This is a genomic window from Falsiroseomonas sp. E2-1-a20 (assembly GCF_051433195.1).
Classification (GTDB): Bacteria; Pseudomonadota; Alphaproteobacteria; order Acetobacterales; family Acetobacteraceae; genus Falsiroseomonas.
In genome coordinates this window covers 179,737-195,493 of the sequence record NZ_JBHMFT010000004.1, presented here as the reverse complement: position 1 = coordinate 195,493, position 15,757 = coordinate 179,737, and the positions used below count along the sequence as shown (strand labels likewise).

Sequence of the window (15,757 nt, the reverse complement as noted above, 5' to 3'; positions counted from 1 at the left end):
GCAACCGGACGGGATGGGCGACATGGACGACAAGGACAGGGCCGGCGAGGCCCGGGGCGCCGAGGATGCGCTGCGCCCCACGCTGCCCGGCGGCGAGCGGGCGCGGGAGGGTGAGAGCGGCAGCGAGCCCGAACAGGCCTCCGGCACCATTGACCGCCCGATCCAGCCCGGCGAGGTCCAGCCGGGCGAGACCATGGAGCAGGCACAGCTTCGCGGCGGACCGGTGGACATCGCGCCGGAGCGCCCGCGGCGCTAAGGGCGCGTCGGCTGCGTTAACAGCCTGCGGCGAAGGGTATCGGGACGCGCGCCAAGGCTCTGTTAAGCAACATTGTTTTGTTTGGTACACGAGTTGCTGTTCCTTCGGACGCAGGTGGGATGATCCTGCTCAAGACGGAGAGCACCCGATGAGACGAATGAAGCAGCTTGCGTTGACAGCCGCCCTGGCCGTCCTGGTGGCGGTGGCGCCCGCGAAGGCCGACGTCATCTTCACCTTCACCCAGACCGGCGGCAGCCCGGCGGGCGGCGTCACCGTCGGCGGCACCCTGCGCGTGACCGACGCGGCCTATGCCAGCGGCCTGACCAGCTCGATCGCCATTGCCGGCGGCAACGTCGTCACCAACGGCATCGACGGAATCCTGGGGCTTTCCCTGTCGCTCAGCAGCGGCGCCTTCAGCATCGAGCTGACGGATGCCGATTTCCTGAGCGCTGCGTCCTTCCCACCGGGCACATTCGGCGCCGGCACGCTGTTCAGCGCCTCCGGCGGCCTGCCCTTCGGCGGCCTGACCCTGGGCAGCCCGGCCTTCGCCTTCTCGGTGGCCCTGCTCGGGGACAGCTTCACCGGCGTCTTCTCCTCCGCCATTGCCTGCCAGCCCTTCCAGGGCGGCCCCTGCACCTTCAGCGGCCAAACCACCGCGACGACGGTCGCGGTGCCGGAGCCGGCCTCGCTGGCGCTGTTCGGCGCCGGGCTCCTCGGCCTCGGCGCGGTGCGGCGGATGCGGCGGCGCGCTGTCGCGGCCTGATCGGCCTCAGCCGTAGGCCAGGGAGGCCGCGGCCAGATCCTCCCCGGCCCAGCCGACGGATTTGAAGACCGTCACCTCGGCCGGCGCCGTCCGGCCGGGGTGTTCGCCGCGGCAGAGCTGCGCCAGGTCCGCCACCACATGCGCCTCCGTCATGGCGCCCTCCGCCATGGCCTGCACCAAGTCGCCGGCCTCGGCCAGGGCGCCGGCCCGTGTGTCCACCACCAGCGTGGCCCGCGCCAGCAGCGCGCCGTCGCTTTCCCGCATGGCCGGGCGGAAGGCGCCGACGAGATCGACATGGGTGCCCGAATCCACCGCCGCGCCGCGCACCAGCGCCTCCTCGGACAGGGTGGCGGCGCTGACGATGTCGAAGCCGCGCGGATCGGCATCAGCCGTGGCGCGCGCCGGCACACCATGCGCCTTGAGGCGGTCGGCCAGTGCCTGGGCATGCGCCGGGTTGCGCGACCAGATCGCCGCGTCCTCGATCGGGAAGCGGTCGCACCAGGCTTCCGCCAGCGCGGCGCCGACGCGGCCGGCGCCCAGCACCAGCAGCCGCCGGCTGTCCGGCCGCGCCAGGAACCGCCCGGCGAGCGTGCTGGCGGCCGCGGTACGACGGTCCGTCAATTCGCCGCCATCCAGCATCGCCAGCGGCTGTCCGGTGGCGGCATGCGACAGCAGGTACACGGCCTGGACCGCCGGCAGGCCAAGGGCGCCGTTGCCGGGGGCGACATGGACGATCTTCACGCCGGTATGCCGGGCATTCCAGGCCGGCATCAGCAGCAGCATCCCCTCCGCCGCCGCGCCGGCGGGCGGCAGCGCGTGGCGGTGGCGCAGCGGCGCCGCGCAGCCGTCCCGGAACACCGCCTCCAGCGCCGCCTCGAGGCCGGCCCAGGGCAGCGCCGCCCGGATTTGCTCCGCCGAGATGATCCGCATCCGCCCCTGTCCCCGCTGCCCGACAGGAACGCTGTCGCATCCCGCATCGTGCGGCGCAACAACGCGGATCGGCTTTGCGTCACAGGTTTGACAGCGCCTTTCCGCCCCACTAGGCGAGCACGGGCGCGCGCCAATTTGCGCGTTGATCCAGGCCCGGGGCGGGCGCAGCATGCCAGCATGCCGCCGTTCGGACCGGTTCACCGAAGGGCCGGACAGGCCGCAAGAGAATGAGGGAGTTCACGGAATGAAGGCACTTCGCCTTAGCTTGAAGGGCGCCATGGCCGGCGCCGCGTTGATGGCCGCCTCGGCCCTGGCGCCCGCAGCGGCGCAGGCCCCGGCCGCCGGATCACCGACGCTGGACGCGATCCGCGCCCGCGGCACGCTGATCTGCGGCGTCAACACCGGCCTCGCCGGCTTCGCGCAGCCCGACAGCCAGGGCGTCTGGCGCGGCTTCGACGTCGACTATTGCCGTGCCGTCGCGGTCGCCCTGTGGAACGACCCGAACAAGGTGCGCTACGTGCCGACCACGGCGCAGAACCGTTTCACCGCGCTGCAGTCCGGCGAAGTGGACATGCTGTCCCGCAACACCACCTGGACGCTGTCGCGCGACACCTCGCTCGGCTTCGACTTCACCGGGATCAACTTCTTCGACGGCCAGGGCTTCATGGTGAAGACCGCCGCCGGCGTGCGCACCGCGCGCGACCTGAACGGCGCCACCATCTGCGTGCAGCCCGGCACCACCACCGAGCAGAACCTGACCGACTGGGCGCGTGCCAACCGCATCCGCTTCACCCCGGTGGTGATCGAGCGGCTGGAGGAAGTGGTCGGCGCCTACGTCTCCGGCCGCTGCGACGCCTACACGACGGACGTCTCCGGCCTCGCCTCCACCCGTTCGGCGCAGCCGCGCCCGGCCGAGCACATGATCCTGCCGGACGTCATCAGCAAGGAACCGCTTGGCCCGGCCGTGCGCCACGGTGACCAGCGCTTCGCGGACCTGGTGAAGTGGGTGCATTTCGGCCTGGTCGGTGCCGAGGAACTGGGCATCACCGCCGCGAACGTCGCCCAGGCGGCGCAATCCGATGCGCGGCCGGACGTGCAGCGCATGCTGGGCCGCAGCGGCGAGCTCGGCCAGATGCTCGGCGTCGACAACCTGTGGATGGTCAACATCATCCGCACGCTGGGCAACTACGGCGAGATCTTCGAGCGCAACCTGACGCCGATCGGCCTGCAGCGCGGCCCGAACGCGCTGTGGACCAATGGCGGCCTGCAATACGCCCCGCCGCTGCGCTGAGCTGAACGCCCCCTCCCTCCGCCCGGGGGGAGGGGTTTTTCCGGGGCCACGGCCCCAGCCTTGCCCAGGGGCCGCGGCCCCGGAATTGCCCAGGGGCCGCGGCCCCGGAATTGCATGACCTGCGTGCCCGACCACGCTCACGCCTGCCGCCGGGAGCCAACCCGCCGGATCCGACGCCATAGCAGGGATGCTGCATGTCCTCCTCGACCGCCGATCCGCGCCTGGCCAAGGCCGGGCCGCCCCGACGACCGATCCGCCTCTCCTGGTCCGATGAACGCCTGCGCGGCATCGTCTGGCAGCTTCTCGTGGTCGGCGTGGTCGTGGCGATCTTCTACTGGCTGTGGTCCAACACGGTGCACAACCTGGAAGTCCGCCGTATCGCCACCGGCTTCGGCTTCCTCGGCCGGGAAGCCGGCCTGCCGATCGGCGAGAGCCTGATCGCCTACGACCCCACCGATACCTACCGCCGCGCCCTGATGGTCGGCGTGCTGAACACGCTGAAGGTCGCGGTGGTCGGCGTGGTGCTCGCCACCATCCTCGGCACGCTGGTCGGCATCGCCCGGCTGTCGCACAACTGGCTGCTGTCCAAGATCGCCGGCCTGTATGTCGAGATCATCCGCGACCTGCCGCTGCTGCTGCAATTGCTGTTCTGGTACACCCTGCTGCAGAGCCTGCCGGCGCCGCGCCAGGCGCTGAACCCGGTGGATGGCGTTTTCCTGTCCAACCGCGGCCTGCTGCTGCCCTTCATCGAATGGATGCCGGCGCACAACTGGGCCCTGGTCGCCCTTATTGCCGGCGCCGTCGGCACGCTGCTGTTCAAGCGCGCCATGCGGGCCCGGCAATACGCCGATGGCCAGCCGCGGCGTGTATGGCCGGCGGCGCTCGGGTTCATGATCGGGCTGCCGCTGCTGGTCTGGATCGCCAACGGCGCGCCGTTCACGCCGGACATCCCCGCGCTGCGCGGCTTCAACTTCCAGGGCGGCATCACGATGACGCCGGAATACTTCGCGCTGCTGCTCGGCCTCGTGACCTACACCGCCGGCTTCATCGCGGAGATCGTGCGCGCCGGCATCCAGGCGGTGAACCAGGGGCAGTGGGAAGCCGCCCAGGCGCTCGGCATGCGGCGCGGGGATATCCTGAACCGCATCGTGCTGCCGCAGGCGCTGCGCGTCATCATCCCGCCGATGACCAGCCAGTACCTGAACCTGACCAAGAACAGCTCTCTCGCCGTCGCCATCGGCTACCAGGACATCGTCAGCATCGCCAACACCACCCTGAACCAGACCGGCCAGGCGATCGAGGGCATCGCCATCATCATGGCGGTCTACCTGACCATCAGCCTGTCGATCAGCTTCTTCATGAACTGGTACAATGCGCGCATTGCGCTGGTGGAGCGGTAGCCCCATGCCTCGGCAACATGTCTCCGGCTCCGGCGCATTGCTGCTTTCCTGGCGCATCCCGCCTGCGGCTGGACACGACTCCCGAATCGCGCTGGTGGAGCGCTGAGCATGAGCGACGTCACGCTGAATGCCGCGACCGCCAACGCGGAAGCCGCCCCCCGCACCGCGCCCGTCGCCACCACCGGCTCGGTGGCCTGGCTGCGCACCAACCTGTTCTCCTCCTGGATCAACACCGCCGTCACGCTGGTGCTGGCTTATCTCGTCATCCGCTGGACCATGGGCTTCATCGACTGGGCGTTCATCAACGCCATCTGGTCGGTGCCGATGCAGGGCAACGTGGCGCAGACGGGCGCCTGCCGCGAACTCGAGGGCTCCGGTGCCTGCTGGGCGGTGATCGGGGAGAAGCACCGCTTCATCCTGTTCGGCACCTACCCGTATGAGGAACACTGGCGGCCGCTGCTGGTCTGCCTGCTGTTCATCGGGCTGTACGTCGTCTCCGCCATGCGGCGCTTCTGGTCCTGGGTGCTGATCCCGATCTGGATCGGCACGCTGACGCTGATCGGCGTGTTGATGTGGGGCGGCGTGTTCGGCCTGTCCTACGTGCCGCAGGAACGCTGGGGCGGACTGCCCATCACGCTGATCCTGGCCACCTTCGGCCTCGCCTTCGCCTTCCCGCTGGCCATCCTGGTGGCACTCGGCCGGCGGTCGAAACTGCCGGCCATCAAGATGCTCTGCGTGCTGTACGTGGAACTGGTGCGCGGCGTGCCGCTGATCAGCCTGCTGTTCATGGCCAGCGTCATGTTCCCGCTGTTCCTGCCGGAGGGCATGAACATCGACAAGCTGCTGCGCGCGCAGGTCGCCATCACCCTGTTCGCCGGCGCCTACCTGGCCGAAGTGGTCCGCGCCGGCCTGCAGACCCTGCCGCGCGGGCAGTACGAGGCAGCGGACGCACTCGGCCTGTCCTACTGGTACAAGACCGGTTTCATCATCCTGCCGCAGGCGCTGCGCCTGGTGATCCCGCCGCTGGTGAACACCTTCATCGGATTCTTCAAGGATACGAGCCTTGTGCTCATCATCGGCATCTTCGACCTGCTGACCGCCGGCAAGACCGCCATCGTGGAGCCCGCCTGGCAGGGCTTCGGGATCGAGGTCTACGTCTTCGTCGGCGCCATCTACCTGGTCTTCTGCTTCGCCATGTCGAAGTACAGCCAGGACCTGGAACGCGACCTCAACCAACATCGCCGCCGTTGAAGCGGGCTAGGGAAGCAGAACAAATGGGTAAGACCATCGAGACCGAGGGCCGCTTCGCCTCCGCCATGCGGGCCGACGCACCGCCCGCCATCGTGCTGGAAGGCGTCAACAAGTGGTTCGGCGCGCTGCACGTGCTGCGCGACATCAACCTGAACGTCGCCACCGGCGAACGCGTGGTGGTCTGCGGGCCCTCCGGCTCCGGCAAATCCACCATGATCCGCTGCATCAACCGGCTGGAACAGCACCAGCAGGGCAAGATCATGGTGGACGGGATCGAGCTGTCCGACGACCTGCGCAGCCTGGACGCCATCCGCCGCGAGGTCGGCATGGTGTTCCAGTCCTTCAACCTGTTCCCGCACCTGACGATCCTCGAGAACTGCACCCTGGCGCCGATCTGGGTGCGCCGGATGCCGAAGAAGGAGGCCGAGGAGCTGGCGATGGAATACCTGACCCGGGTCCGCATCCCGGAGCAGGCGAAGAAGTACCCCGGCCAGCTCTCCGGCGGCCAGCAGCAGCGCGTCGCCATCGCGCGCGCCCTGTGCATGAAGCCCAAGATCATGCTGTTCGACGAGCCGACCTCGGCGCTCGACCCGGAGATGATCAAGGAAGTTCTGGATACCATGGTGATGCTGGCGGAAACCGGCATGACCATGATCTGCGTGACGCATGAGATGGGCTTCGCCCGGCAGGTGGCGGACCGCGTGGTGTTCATGGACCAGGGCGAGATCGTCGAGAGCGGCGAGCCGGAATCCCTGTTCAGCAACCCCAAGACCGACCGCCTGCGCCTGTTCCTGAGCCAGATCCTGCGCGGCCACTGAGGGTCGCCGGCGGGCCGGGACACCCCATCCGGCCCGCCATGCTTGCAGTGCAGCATCAAGCGGGCCTATGCCTCCGCGGCCACGTCGATGGAGCCTCCGCTTGAGCCAGCCTGGTGCCGCCCGTCCCGCCTCGGTGGCTGCCGTCATCGGGGTGCTGGGCATCGTCTATGGCGATATCGGCACCAGCCCGCTTTACGCCATGCGCGCCTCGCTGCTGCTGTTTGCGGCGGATGGCATTTCGCCCTTCGAGGTGCTGGGCATCCTCAGCCTGATCTTCTGGTCGCTCATCATCGTCGTGACGGTGAAGTATGTCGGCTTCATCCTGCGCGCCGACAATCGCGGGGAAGGCGGCATCCTGGCGCTGACGGCGCTCGCGCAGCAGGCGCTGCCGGCGGGGTCGTGGCTGCGGCGCGCGGTGCTGGTCGTCGGAATTGCCGGTGCCGGGCTGTTCTTCAGCGATGGCATGGTGACCCCCGCCATCTCCGTGCTGTCCGCGGTGGAGGGGCTGAAGGTGGTCTCGCCGGCGATGGAGCCTGCAGTGATCCCGGTCTCGCTGGCGGTGCTCATCGGGCTGTTCCTGGTGCAGTACCGCGGCACCGGCTCGATGGGTGCCATCTTCGGCCCCGTCACCGCCGTGTGGTTCCTGGTGCTGGCGCTGCTCGGCCTGGCGCAGATCGTGCAGAACCCGGCGGTGCTTTCGGCGCTGTCGCCACACCACGCGCTGGCCTTCGCCCTGGAGTACCGGCTCGCCGCCTTCATCGCGCTCGGCGCCGTGGTGCTGGCGGTGACGGGCGGGGAGGCGCTGTACGCCGACATGGGGCATTTCGGCGCCAAGCCGATCCGCTTCGCCTGGATGTTCATCGTGCTGCCGGCGCTGGTGCTGAACTACCTGGGCCAGGGCGCCCTGCTGCTGTCCAATCCGGAGGCGCTGGCCAACCCGTTCTTCCTGCTGGCGCCGGAGGTGCTGCGCCTGCCGCTGGTGCTGCTGGCCACCATGGCCACCATCATCGCCAGCCAGGCGATGATCTCGGGCGCCTTCTCCGTCGCACGCCAGGCGGTGCAGCTCGGCCTGCTGCCACGGCTGACGGTGAAGCACACCAGCGAGACGGAGCAGGGCCAGATCTACGTGCCGCAGGTGAACTTCCTGCTGCTGGCCGGGGTCATCATCCTGGTGCTGGAATTCCGCACCTCGGACGCGCTGGCGGCGGCCTATGGGCTGGCGGTGACCGGCACCTTCGTCTGCACCAGCCTGCTGGCGCTCGTGGTGTTCTGGCGCCGCTTCGCCTGGCCGCTGTGGCTGGCGCTGCCGGTGTTCGGCACCTTCCTGCTGATCGACGTGCTGTACTTCGCCTCCAACCTGCTGAAGGTGCCGGAGGGTGGCTATTTCCCGCTGCTGCTCGGCATCGCGCTGTTCACCCTGATGCGGACCTGGCGGCGTGGCCGTGAATTGCTGTTCGCCCGCTTCCGCCAGGACAGCCTGCCGCTGAAATCCTTCCTGGCCCGCCTGCCGCAGAGCCGCACGCTGCGGGTGCCCGGCATCGCCGTGTTCATGACCAGCCAGGCGGATTTCGTGCCCGGCGCGCTGCTGCACAACCTCAAGCACAACAAGGTGCTGCACCAGCGGGTGCTGTTCGTGACGGTGATGAACGAGGACATTCCCCGCGTGGAGGACCGGCGGGAGGTGACGGAACTCGCCCCCGACATCCACCGCGTCATCCTGCGCTACGGCTTCCTGGAGAGCCCCAATCTTCCTAAGGAGCTGGAGGCGCTGCGCGACATCGGCATCCCGTTCGAGTCCATGCAGGCCAGCTATTTCCTGGGGCGGGAGACGGTGGTGGCGGCCGCGGTGCCGAAGATGCCGCGCTGGCGGCAGTGGCTGTTCACCATCATGAGCCGCAATGCCCTGCCGGCCACGGAATTCTTCCGCATCCCCTCCGACCGCGTGGTGGAGCTTGGCGTGCGCGTCGCCATCTGAACCGATCCTCGACGCCGGGCGTTCATCCGGCCTACTGCAGAAGGAATGGCCGGATTGTCCGCGGCGAAGCTGGTTGACGTGACGCTGGTGCGTACCTGGAGCCCGGCCGCGCCGGAGGACCAGGGCGCCCACCGGATCACCTTCGGCATGGCGCTGGACGCCCATGGCGTACCCGATGCCGAGGCCTGGCTGGCCGACCCCGCCCCCTGGCCGGCGCGGCGGGAGGCCGAGGCCGGCGCGCTTCTCCACGGCGACGTCGCGCATGACGAGGAGGGCTGGTCGCTGCGCTTCTGGCCGGAGGGAACGCCAGCCGCCGAGGCACCGCTCGCCCGCATCCTCGGCGGCCCCGGCTGGCTGCGGCCCGGGGAGGTGGTGACGATCCGGGAACCGGACGGGGCGGAGGCGGCCTGGCGGGTGGTGGCGGTGGGCTGAACGCGCGGCGCCGAAACCTTCCCGGCGTCGCAGCGTTTGGCCACGGATGCTCAAGGCTGCAGGACCACCGCGCGAGGACTGCAGCCCATTGCGGGCGGCGATCGCCATTCCCGCCCACAACGAAGCGGACCGCCTGCCGGCCTGCCTCGCCGGTCTTGCCGCGCAACGCCTGCCGAACGGTAGCTGGGACCGGATCGGCGTCCTGGTCCTGGCCAACAACTGCACCGACGACACCGTGGCCCAGGCGCGGGCGCTGGAAGCGGCCCTGCCATTCCGCCTGATCCTGCGGGACGTGGTGATGCCCGAAGCCTCCGCCGGCCACGCGCGGCGCCGGGCCATGGCCATGGCCGCATCGTGGGTGGCGGAGGACGGCGCGCTGCTGACCACGGATGCGGATGCGGTGGCCGATCCGGGCTGGCTCGCCGGCAACCTGGGCTGGCTGGCCGCGGGCGCGGATGCGGTGGCCGGCGCCATCCGCCTGGATACCGCCGAGGCGGCGCAACTGCCGCCCCTGCTGCGGGAGCAGATCCGGGCGGAGGAGCGCTACGCCCTGTTGATCGACCGCCTCGCCAGCCTGCTCGATCCGGAGCCGCTGGATCCCTGGCCGCGGCACTCCCGGCAATCCGGCGCCAGCCTCGCCCTGACGCGCCACGCCTGGGCCGGGATCGGCGGCGTGCCGGACCAGCCGGCCGGGGAGGATCGCGCCATGGTCGCCGCGCTGCGCCGCGCCGGGCTGCGGGTGCGGCATGCGCCGGAGGTTCGCACCACGGTTTCCGCCCGGCTCGATGGCCGCGCCGCCGCCGGCATGGCCGAGACCCTGCGCCACCGCCTGCTGCGCGTCGCGACCACGGCCGATGACCGGCTGGAGCCGGTCGGCCAGGCGCTGTTCCGCCTGCGCTGCCGCGCCCAGTTCCGGCTGGCCTGGCAGGCGCGGGCGGCCGATGGCGCCGGCCCGCTGCCGGCAGCGCTGGCCGGGCTCGACGGCGGGACGCTGGACCGCGCCCTCGGCGCCGCCAGTTTCTGGGCCGGCTGGGAACAGGTCGAGTCCGCGTCGCCGCGCCTGGCACAGCAGGCCCTGCCGCTGGCCGCGCTGCGCACCGAAAGCCTGGCGGCGCGGGGCATGATCGCCGCGCTCAAGTCGCGTCCGGAGGCCCTGCCGCATGCGGCCAGGGCGCGGAGCCTGGCGGGCGGAAGCTGAGGGCGTTCAAAGCCGCATCAGGTCGAGCCGGTATTCGGGCTGCCGGTCCTGCCGCAGGATGCGGGCCTGCGGACCCAGCGCCGCGATGAACGCCTCGGCGGCGGCATCTCCGGACATCGGGTAGTCGGTCTCCCCGGTCCAGTGCACCGCCAGGATGTCGGCACCGGGTGCCGCGGTGTCGCGGACGCGGCGGGCCAGATCCGCCACCTCGGCCGGCTGCAGGTAGTAGATCACCTCCGACAGCAGGATCAGGTCGAAGGGGCCATCAGCCTGGGTCCCATCAGCTTGGGTCCCATCAGCTTGGGGCCAATCGCCCGGCACCCAGGCGCGACGGATGCGGACCTGCGGCAGCGCCGCCACGCGCCGCCGGGCCAGGGCCAGCGCCGCCTCCGCCCCGTCCAGCGCCAGCAGCGCCTCGCAGCGCGGCGCCAGCAGCGCGGTCAGCACGCCGATGGCGCAGCCGACCTCCAGCGCCCGGCCGTAGCGCGGGCGGGGCAGGGCGGCGAGCGTCGCGGCGTATTTGGTGCGTTCATACGGGCTTGTCTCGAAGCCCCAGGGGTCGGGCGACTTCGCATACAGCGCGTCGAAGTAATCGACCGGCAGGCTCATGCCAGCACCAGTTCTTCCGGCTGCTGGAACAGCGCCAGCGCCTCCGGCACCAGGCGGAAGCCGGTGGGGTCGTCGGCGATCAGCCCGCTGGTCTGCGACCTGTGCGCCGCCACCGCAAGACGCTTCGCCGCCAGGTGGCGGCCGGCGCTGAAGCGCCAGCCCTGCGGTGCCCCCTCCGGCTCCGGCTCCGCGCCCAGGTCGAAGCCCGGCGGCGGCGTGACGAAGGCCCAGCCCCAGACGACATAGGATCGCAGCCGGGCCTCGCAGCCAGCCGCCAGCGCCACGGCGATGGCAGCCGTCGCCGCATGGTCCGCATGCGGGTCATGCCGCCAGGGGCCGAGCACCACGGCGGGCGTGAAGGGCACCACGCCTCGCAACGCCTCCACCGCGGCCGCCAGCGCCGGGCCACCTGCCGGCACCCCGCAATCCGGCAGGCCGAGGAAGGACAGGTCCCGCGCCGGGTCCAGGCCGAGCTCCGCCACCGCCGCCCGCGCCTCCGCCTGCCGCAGCGCGACCAGCCGCTGCGCCGGATGGGTGCGGGAGCGGGGGTGGGACAGGCGCCCGTCGCTGACGACGACGACATGCACCGGGCGGCCCTCCGCCGCGCAGGCCGCCAGCAGCGCACCGCAGCCCAGGCTCTCGTCATCCGGGTGCGGCGCCAGCACCAGCAGGGGGCCGGTGCCGCCCAGCGCCGCGGCCGGATCCGCCGTCACCGGCAGATCCGCCTGCGCCCGGCGCAGCCACGCGCCAGCCCTCATGTCCAAACCTCTCCGGCCGCGCCCGGAGCATCGAGCAGATGCGCCGCCCCCGCCGCCAGGGCGCCATCCGGGCCGGGCTGGCGCAGATAGGTGGCGAGGTCGCGGCACAGGCGCTGCAACGGATGCGCCGTCATGAAGGCCTGCAACCCGACGGAGCGCTGTGCCAGTTCCAGCAGGTCCAGCGCCGCCCGCTCCACCGCGCTGCGCGCCAGGTTGGTGTAGGCGGCGGCATCCGCGGCACCGGTTTCGGCACGGCCCGCCGCGGCCTCCACCCAGAGCCGCGCGGACTCCACCGCGATGGCCGCCTGGCCGAGGCGGGCCGCCTGGTTCGGGTCGCCGCCGCGCCCGGTGCGCCGGTGCTGCGCCCGCAACTGCTCCAGCACCGCCTCCATCCCGCCGCACTGCACCGCGGCGAAGCGCCAGGCGCCGGCGGAGAAATCCGGCTGCGTCGCATAGGCGCCCGGCGCGCCGATGCGCGCGGCCTCGGGCACCACGACACCCTCGAAATCCATGGCGCCGGAGACGGACGCCTTCATGCCGAGCGGCGTCCAGCCGGACAAATCCGCGCGCTCCCCTGCCGCAAGCTCCAGCAGCAGCATCTGCGGCGGCGCATCGGGCGCCGTCCGCGCCGTCACCAGCGCCCGCGGCACATGGCCGGCGCCGGAGCACAGGATCTTGCGGCCGGAGAGAACGCCGTCGCGCAGCATCAGCGGCGCCGCGGCGTCATCCGTGTTCCAGACGGCGAACAGGTGCCCGGCCTCGGCATCCCGCCCGGCCTGCCGGCGCTGGCCGGGATCGCCATGCCGCAGCACCAGGCGCAGGGCGTTGACATGGCCCTCAAACAACCGGCCGAGTGGCAGGCTGGCGCGGCCGATCCGGCGCAGGGTCAGGGCGAGCGCGGCAGCCCCCTCCGGCGCCGTGCCCAGGCCGTCCAGCGGGGCGCGCAGCAGGCCGATGCCGGCCAGGGCGGCGACGCCGGCCTCGGGGAAGCGGCCATCGCGGTCGCCCTGCTCGGCCTCCGCCTCCAGCCGCGGGTGAAGCGCCGCCAGCGCCTGGAGCGGCGCGGGTTCGGAAAGCCTGGGGGGAAGGATGTCCATCACAAAAGGACAACGACGCCGGGGGCCGAAAGATGCCGCGGGCCCCGAAAGCGAAACCGCCAGCCCCGGTGACGGAACTGGCGGCCCGAAAACCTGGTGGAGCCAAGGGGAGTCGAACCCCTGACCTCTTGAATGCCATTCAAGCGCTCTACCAACTGAGCTATGGCCCCGCACGCTCTTGCGAGGCGCGCCGTATAGCCCTGGGTCCGAAGTGGCGCAAGCCCGGCTTCCCCCCTTTCGGAGCGGCGCGGAGGCGCATAGTTTCCCTGCCATCACGGGCTGAAGGCGACAGGCGGGCCATGGGCAAGATCTATGCGGATGCGACGGCGGCGCTGGCGGGCCTGCTGCGGGACGGCATGACCATCATGTCCGGCGGCTTCGGCATCAGCGGCATCCCCTCCGTGCTGATCGAGGCGATCCGCGAAAGCGGCGTGAAGGACCTGACCGTGGTGTCCAACAATGCGGGCATCGACGATGCCGGCCTCGGCCTGCTGCTGCACACGCGCCAGATCAGCAAGATGATCAGCAGCTACGTCGGCGAGAACGCCACCTTCGCCAAGCAGTACCTGGCCGGCGAACTCGCCATCGAGTTCAACCCGCAGGGCACGCTGGCCGAGCGCATCCGCGCCGGCGGTGCCGGCATCCCCGCCTTCTTCACCAGGACCGGCTACGGCACGGCGGTGGCGGAGGGCAAGGAGACGCGGGAATTCGACGGCGAGCACTACGTCATGGAGCGCGGCATCGTCGCCGACCTCGCCATCATCCATGCGTACATGGGCGACCACGAGGGCAACCTCGTCTATCGGAAGACGGCGCGGAACTTCAATCCGATCATGGCGACGGCGGCGAAGGTGACGGTGGCGCAGGTGGAACACCTGGTCCGCCCGGGCGAGATCGACGCCGACCACGTCCACACCCCCGGCATCTTCGTGAAGCGGATGATCGCCCTGCCGGCGGACTTCGAGAAGCGCATCGAACAGCGCACCGTGACGAAGCGCGTGCTTGCATGATGCCCTCAGACGCCGGGCGGGCGCTCCGCGCCCTTGGCTTCGCGCAGGACGCTGTGGTGCTGGGATGCAATGATGGTCTGTGCGCTGGCCGCATGCGCGGCCTCGGCCCGTGCAAAGCGGCACGTGCCGCCCTTTTTGGGAGATAACGAATGCCCTGGACCCGCGACGAGATGGCGGCGCGCGCGGCGCGCGAGCTGCAGGACGGCTTCTACGTGAACCTCGGCATCGGCATCCCGACGCTGGTGGCGAACCACGTGCCCCCCGGCATGTCGGTGCAGCTGCAATCCGAGAACGGCATGCTCGGCCTCGGCCCGTTCCCCTTCGAGGGGGAGGAGGACCCGGACCTGATCAATGCCGGCAAGCAGACCATCACCCAGCTGCCCACCAGCAGCTTCTTCGACAGCGCCCAGTCCTTCGGCATGATCCGCGGCGGGCATATCGACCTGTCCATCCTCGGCGCGCTGCAGGTGGCGCAGAATGGCGACCTGGCGAACTGGATGATCCCGGGCAAGATGGTGAAGGGCATGGGCGGCGCCATGGACCTGGTCGCCGGCGTCAAGCGCGTGATCGTGCTGATGGAACACACCGCCGGCGGCAAGCCGAAGCTGCTGCGCGCATGCACCCTGCCGCTGACCGGCCGCCGGGTGGTGGATATCGTGGTGACCGAGCTCGGCGTCTTCGGCATCGACAAGAAGGGCGATGCGCCGATGCGGCTGCTGGAGATCGCGCCCGGCGTGACCGAACAGGAAATCCGCGAGAAGACCGAGGCGGCCTTCGAAACCGCGCTGGTCGCCGCCTGAAATCCAAGCCGCCGCGGGGCCTGCCCCGCGGTGCCGCCTATTGCAACTGCGGCTGGCGGTCCTGCTGGTAGCGCAGGCGATCGTCTTCCAGGATGCGGCGCAGCCGCTGCAACTCCCGCTCCCGGTCCGCCAGGGACCGTTCCCAGTCGCCGCCGCCGCTGACGGACGCCGCCTGGCGCTGCGGCGTGGACCGGGCCGGCAGGGCGGCGCTTTCGCGTTCGACCGGCGGCGTCGCACGACGCACGGTGCGGCGCGGCGGGCTGCGGCGCTGCGGGCGCGGCGGCGCGGCGGCCACCGGCGGCGGCGGCACCCAGTCCAGCAGCGGGATCGGGCCACGCGCCGTGGAGTCGGCCACGGGCGCGCCGCGGGAGGAAAAGCTTGGCGGCGCCGGCGCACGTTCCCGGAAATTCTCGAAATCCGTGATGGTCGAGCTCAGCAGGTCGCGCCCCGGCGGCGAATCGTTCCAATGCTGGGCGGCGGCCGGCAGGCTCAGAAGCAGCCCCAGCGGCAGGGCCAGGAGGGCAAAACGGCGCATGGCGCGATCCCGATCGACGGCGGAAAATTGATGGCAGGTTGAGCGAAGATGACCGCAGCGGCGGTTGCGCACAAGCTTCCAATTCGTTGCGGCGCCAGCATTTGCCGCGATGCGGGATGCGGCGGGCTCAGATCAGGCAGAGCGCCTCCAGCTCCCGCCGCAGGGCCGGGGGCAGCGCCTCCATGCCATCCGCGGCCAGGCCTGCCTTTGGCGCATCAGGCGGCGCGGCGGCGGGGTCCAGGTAGCGCCAGCCCTGGAACGGCTTCTGCGGCCGGGGCTGGAGCAGCACCAGCTCCGGGTCCAGCACCAGGCCGGCGCAGGCGGTGCCGTCATCCCAGCGCTCGTCCCGCACCTCCAGGATGCGCTGCCGCACGCGGATCAGCCCGGCCAGCACCCAGTACAGGGAGCCACCCTCGACCAGCTCCGCCGCCCGCTTCGGCACCATGCGGGTCTGGTGCCGCAGCGGCGGGTCGACCACGGCGCGGCGCGCCTGCCCGGCGGCGAGTTCCGCCACCTCCTTCGGCCCGACGCAGAGTTTCAGCAGGTGCAGCATGCCCGAATGCATGTGGCCTGCGGCCGAGTCGCGGCAAGCCTGGTCAACAGTCTATATCGACACGCCGGGCCGCAAAGCTTG

The 15,757-nt window shown here is 71.0% G+C and carries 17 protein-coding genes and 1 tRNA gene; 11 read left to right on the top strand and 7 right to left on the bottom strand.

What is annotated here, in order from left to right:
* Nucleotides 1-22 precede the first annotated feature (22 nt).
* Together ACFHPP_RS07520 and ACFHPP_RS07515 are read left to right on the top strand one after the other, a co-directional pair.
* A complete protein-coding gene (locus ACFHPP_RS07520; protein ID WP_437162645.1) occupies nucleotides 23-256 on the top strand; it encodes a hypothetical protein in 234 nt (77 codons plus the stop codon).
* A 148-nt stretch (nucleotides 257-404) separates the two neighbouring features.
* A complete protein-coding gene (locus ACFHPP_RS07515; RefSeq protein WP_437162644.1) occupies nucleotides 405-1,019 on the top strand; it encodes a PEP-CTERM sorting domain-containing protein in 615 nt (204 codons plus the stop codon).
* A 6-nt stretch (nucleotides 1,020-1,025) separates the two neighbouring features.
* Here the strand turns inward: ACFHPP_RS07515 and ACFHPP_RS07510 are convergent, their stop codons facing one another.
* Nucleotides 1,026-1,949 carry an ornithine cyclodeaminase family protein gene (locus ACFHPP_RS07510; RefSeq protein WP_437162643.1) on the bottom strand — a complete coding sequence of 308 codons (924 nt, stop codon included), beginning with the start codon at nucleotides 1,947-1,949 and terminating at the stop codon, nucleotides 1,026-1,028.
* A gap of 244 nt (nucleotides 1,950-2,193) precedes the next feature.
* Here ACFHPP_RS07510 and ACFHPP_RS07505 point away from each other — a divergent pair, with 244 nt between their 5' ends.
* From ACFHPP_RS07505 to ACFHPP_RS07475, 7 genes are all read left to right on the top strand, one after another.
* Nucleotides 2,194-3,240, top strand: a complete 1,047-nt coding sequence (locus ACFHPP_RS07505) for an amino acid ABC transporter substrate-binding protein (RefSeq protein ID WP_437162642.1) — start codon at nucleotides 2,194-2,196, stop codon at nucleotides 3,238-3,240.
* Between the two features lie 194 nt (nucleotides 3,241-3,434).
* Nucleotides 3,435-4,640, top strand: a complete 1,206-nt coding sequence (locus ACFHPP_RS07500) for an amino acid ABC transporter permease (protein WP_437162641.1) — start codon at nucleotides 3,435-3,437, stop codon at nucleotides 4,638-4,640.
* A gap of 108 nt (nucleotides 4,641-4,748) precedes the next feature.
* Entirely contained in the window at nucleotides 4,749-5,891 is a 1,143-nt protein-coding gene (locus ACFHPP_RS07495) for an amino acid ABC transporter permease (protein ID WP_437162640.1), read from the top strand.
* 23 nt (nucleotides 5,892-5,914) lie between these two features.
* The gene (locus ACFHPP_RS07490) at nucleotides 5,915-6,709 is read left to right on the top strand and encodes an amino acid ABC transporter ATP-binding protein (protein WP_437162639.1); all 795 of its coding nucleotides are present in this window, start codon (nucleotides 5,915-5,917) and stop codon (nucleotides 6,707-6,709) included.
* Nucleotides 6,710-6,776: 67 nt separating this feature from the next.
* Nucleotides 6,777-8,684, top strand: coding sequence for a potassium transporter Kup (locus ACFHPP_RS07485; protein WP_437162638.1), 1,908 nt, complete (start codon nucleotides 6,777-6,779; stop codon nucleotides 8,682-8,684).
* 45 nt (nucleotides 8,685-8,729) lie between these two features.
* On the top strand, nucleotides 8,730-9,116 hold the full coding sequence (locus tag ACFHPP_RS07480; protein ID WP_437162637.1) for a hypothetical protein: 387 nt from the start codon (nucleotides 8,730-8,732) through the stop codon (nucleotides 9,114-9,116).
* 88 nt (nucleotides 9,117-9,204) lie between these two features.
* Nucleotides 9,205-10,314: a glycosyltransferase gene (locus tag ACFHPP_RS07475; RefSeq protein WP_437162636.1), complete on the top strand. Its 1,110-nt coding sequence runs from the start codon at nucleotides 9,205-9,207 to the stop codon at nucleotides 10,312-10,314.
* 6 nt (nucleotides 10,315-10,320) lie between these two features.
* Here ACFHPP_RS07475 and ACFHPP_RS07470 read toward each other — a convergent pair whose 3' ends face one another.
* From ACFHPP_RS07470 to ACFHPP_RS07455, 4 genes are all read right to left on the bottom strand, one after another.
* Complete coding sequence (locus tag ACFHPP_RS07470; RefSeq protein WP_437162635.1) at nucleotides 10,321-10,923, bottom strand: SAM-dependent methyltransferase; 603 nt, start codon at nucleotides 10,921-10,923, stop codon at nucleotides 10,321-10,323.
* Nucleotides 10,920-11,681 carry a PIG-L deacetylase family protein gene (locus ACFHPP_RS07465; protein ID WP_437162634.1) on the bottom strand — a complete coding sequence of 254 codons (762 nt, stop codon included), beginning with the start codon at nucleotides 11,679-11,681 and terminating at the stop codon, nucleotides 10,920-10,922. The genes ACFHPP_RS07470 and ACFHPP_RS07465 overlap by 4 nt, the downstream gene beginning before the upstream one ends.
* Nucleotides 11,678-12,778, bottom strand: a complete 1,101-nt coding sequence (locus ACFHPP_RS07460; protein WP_437162633.1) for an acyl-CoA dehydrogenase family protein — start codon at nucleotides 12,776-12,778, stop codon at nucleotides 11,678-11,680. Before ACFHPP_RS07460 ends, ACFHPP_RS07465 begins: the two co-directional genes overlap by 4 nt.
* Nucleotides 12,779-12,872: 94 nt before the next feature.
* Nucleotides 12,873-12,948: transfer RNA gene (locus tag ACFHPP_RS07455), tRNA-Ala, on the bottom strand.
* Between the two features lie 129 nt (nucleotides 12,949-13,077).
* Here ACFHPP_RS07455 and ACFHPP_RS07450 point away from each other — a divergent pair.
* Nucleotides 13,078-13,788 carry a CoA transferase subunit A gene (locus ACFHPP_RS07450; RefSeq protein WP_437162632.1) on the top strand — a complete coding sequence of 237 codons (711 nt, stop codon included), beginning with the start codon at nucleotides 13,078-13,080 and terminating at the stop codon, nucleotides 13,786-13,788.
* Nucleotides 13,789-13,937: 149 nt separating this feature from the next.
* Nucleotides 13,938-14,588 (top strand): CoA transferase subunit B, encoded by a 651-nt coding sequence (locus ACFHPP_RS07445; RefSeq protein ID WP_437162631.1) that lies wholly within the window; start codon nucleotides 13,938-13,940, stop codon nucleotides 14,586-14,588.
* Nucleotides 14,589-14,625: 37 nt separating this feature from the next.
* Here ACFHPP_RS07445 and ACFHPP_RS07440 read toward each other — a convergent pair whose 3' ends face one another.
* Together ACFHPP_RS07440 and ACFHPP_RS07435 are read right to left on the bottom strand one after the other, a co-directional pair.
* Nucleotides 14,626-15,123, bottom strand: coding sequence for a hypothetical protein (locus tag ACFHPP_RS07440; RefSeq protein ID WP_437162630.1), 498 nt, complete (start codon nucleotides 15,121-15,123; stop codon nucleotides 14,626-14,628).
* Nucleotides 15,124-15,250: 127 nt separating this feature from the next.
* Nucleotides 15,251-15,676 (bottom strand): DUF1489 family protein, encoded by a 426-nt coding sequence (locus tag ACFHPP_RS07435; protein WP_437162629.1) that lies wholly within the window; start codon nucleotides 15,674-15,676, stop codon nucleotides 15,251-15,253.
* Between the last annotated feature and the right edge of the window lie 81 nt (nucleotides 15,677-15,757).

Bases quoted from the DNA above. Each gene is read 5' to 3' on its own strand.
- ACFHPP_RS07520 (WP_437162645.1), top strand. From the start codon at position 23: ATGGACGACAAGGACAGGGCCGGCGAGGCCCGGGGCGCCGAGGATGCG.
- ACFHPP_RS07510 (WP_437162643.1), bottom strand. From the start codon at position 1,949: ATGCGGATCATCTCGGCGGAGCAAATCCGGGCGGCGCTGCCCTGGGCC.
- ACFHPP_RS07515 (WP_437162644.1), top strand. From the start codon at position 405: ATGAGACGAATGAAGCAGCTTGCGTTGACAGCCGCCCTGGCCGTCCTG.
- ACFHPP_RS07465 (WP_437162634.1), bottom strand. From the start codon at position 11,681: ATGAGGGCTGGCGCGTGGCTGCGCCGGGCGCAGGCGGATCTGCCGGTG.
- ACFHPP_RS07505 (WP_437162642.1), top strand. From the start codon at position 2,194: ATGAAGGCACTTCGCCTTAGCTTGAAGGGCGCCATGGCCGGCGCCGCG.
- ACFHPP_RS07435 (WP_437162629.1), bottom strand. From the start codon at position 15,676: ATGCTGCACCTGCTGAAACTCTGCGTCGGGCCGAAGGAGGTGGCGGAA.
- ACFHPP_RS07460 (WP_437162633.1), bottom strand. From the start codon at position 12,778: ATGGACATCCTTCCCCCCAGGCTTTCCGAACCCGCGCCGCTCCAGGCG.
- ACFHPP_RS07440 (WP_437162630.1), bottom strand. From the start codon at position 15,123: ATGCGCCGTTTTGCCCTCCTGGCCCTGCCGCTGGGGCTGCTTCTGAGC.
- ACFHPP_RS07495 (WP_437162640.1), top strand. From the start codon at position 4,749: ATGAGCGACGTCACGCTGAATGCCGCGACCGCCAACGCGGAAGCCGCC.
- ACFHPP_RS07490 (WP_437162639.1), top strand. From the start codon at position 5,915: ATGGGTAAGACCATCGAGACCGAGGGCCGCTTCGCCTCCGCCATGCGG.
- ACFHPP_RS07500 (WP_437162641.1), top strand. From the start codon at position 3,435: ATGTCCTCCTCGACCGCCGATCCGCGCCTGGCCAAGGCCGGGCCGCCC.
- ACFHPP_RS07485 (WP_437162638.1), top strand. From the start codon at position 6,777: ATGCCTCCGCGGCCACGTCGATGGAGCCTCCGCTTGAGCCAGCCTGGT.
- ACFHPP_RS07450 (WP_437162632.1), top strand. From the start codon at position 13,078: ATGGGCAAGATCTATGCGGATGCGACGGCGGCGCTGGCGGGCCTGCTG.
- ACFHPP_RS07470 (WP_437162635.1), bottom strand. From the start codon at position 10,923: ATGAGCCTGCCGGTCGATTACTTCGACGCGCTGTATGCGAAGTCGCCC.
- ACFHPP_RS07480 (WP_437162637.1), top strand. From the start codon at position 8,730: ATGGCCGGATTGTCCGCGGCGAAGCTGGTTGACGTGACGCTGGTGCGT.
- ACFHPP_RS07445 (WP_437162631.1), top strand. From the start codon at position 13,938: ATGCCCTGGACCCGCGACGAGATGGCGGCGCGCGCGGCGCGCGAGCTG.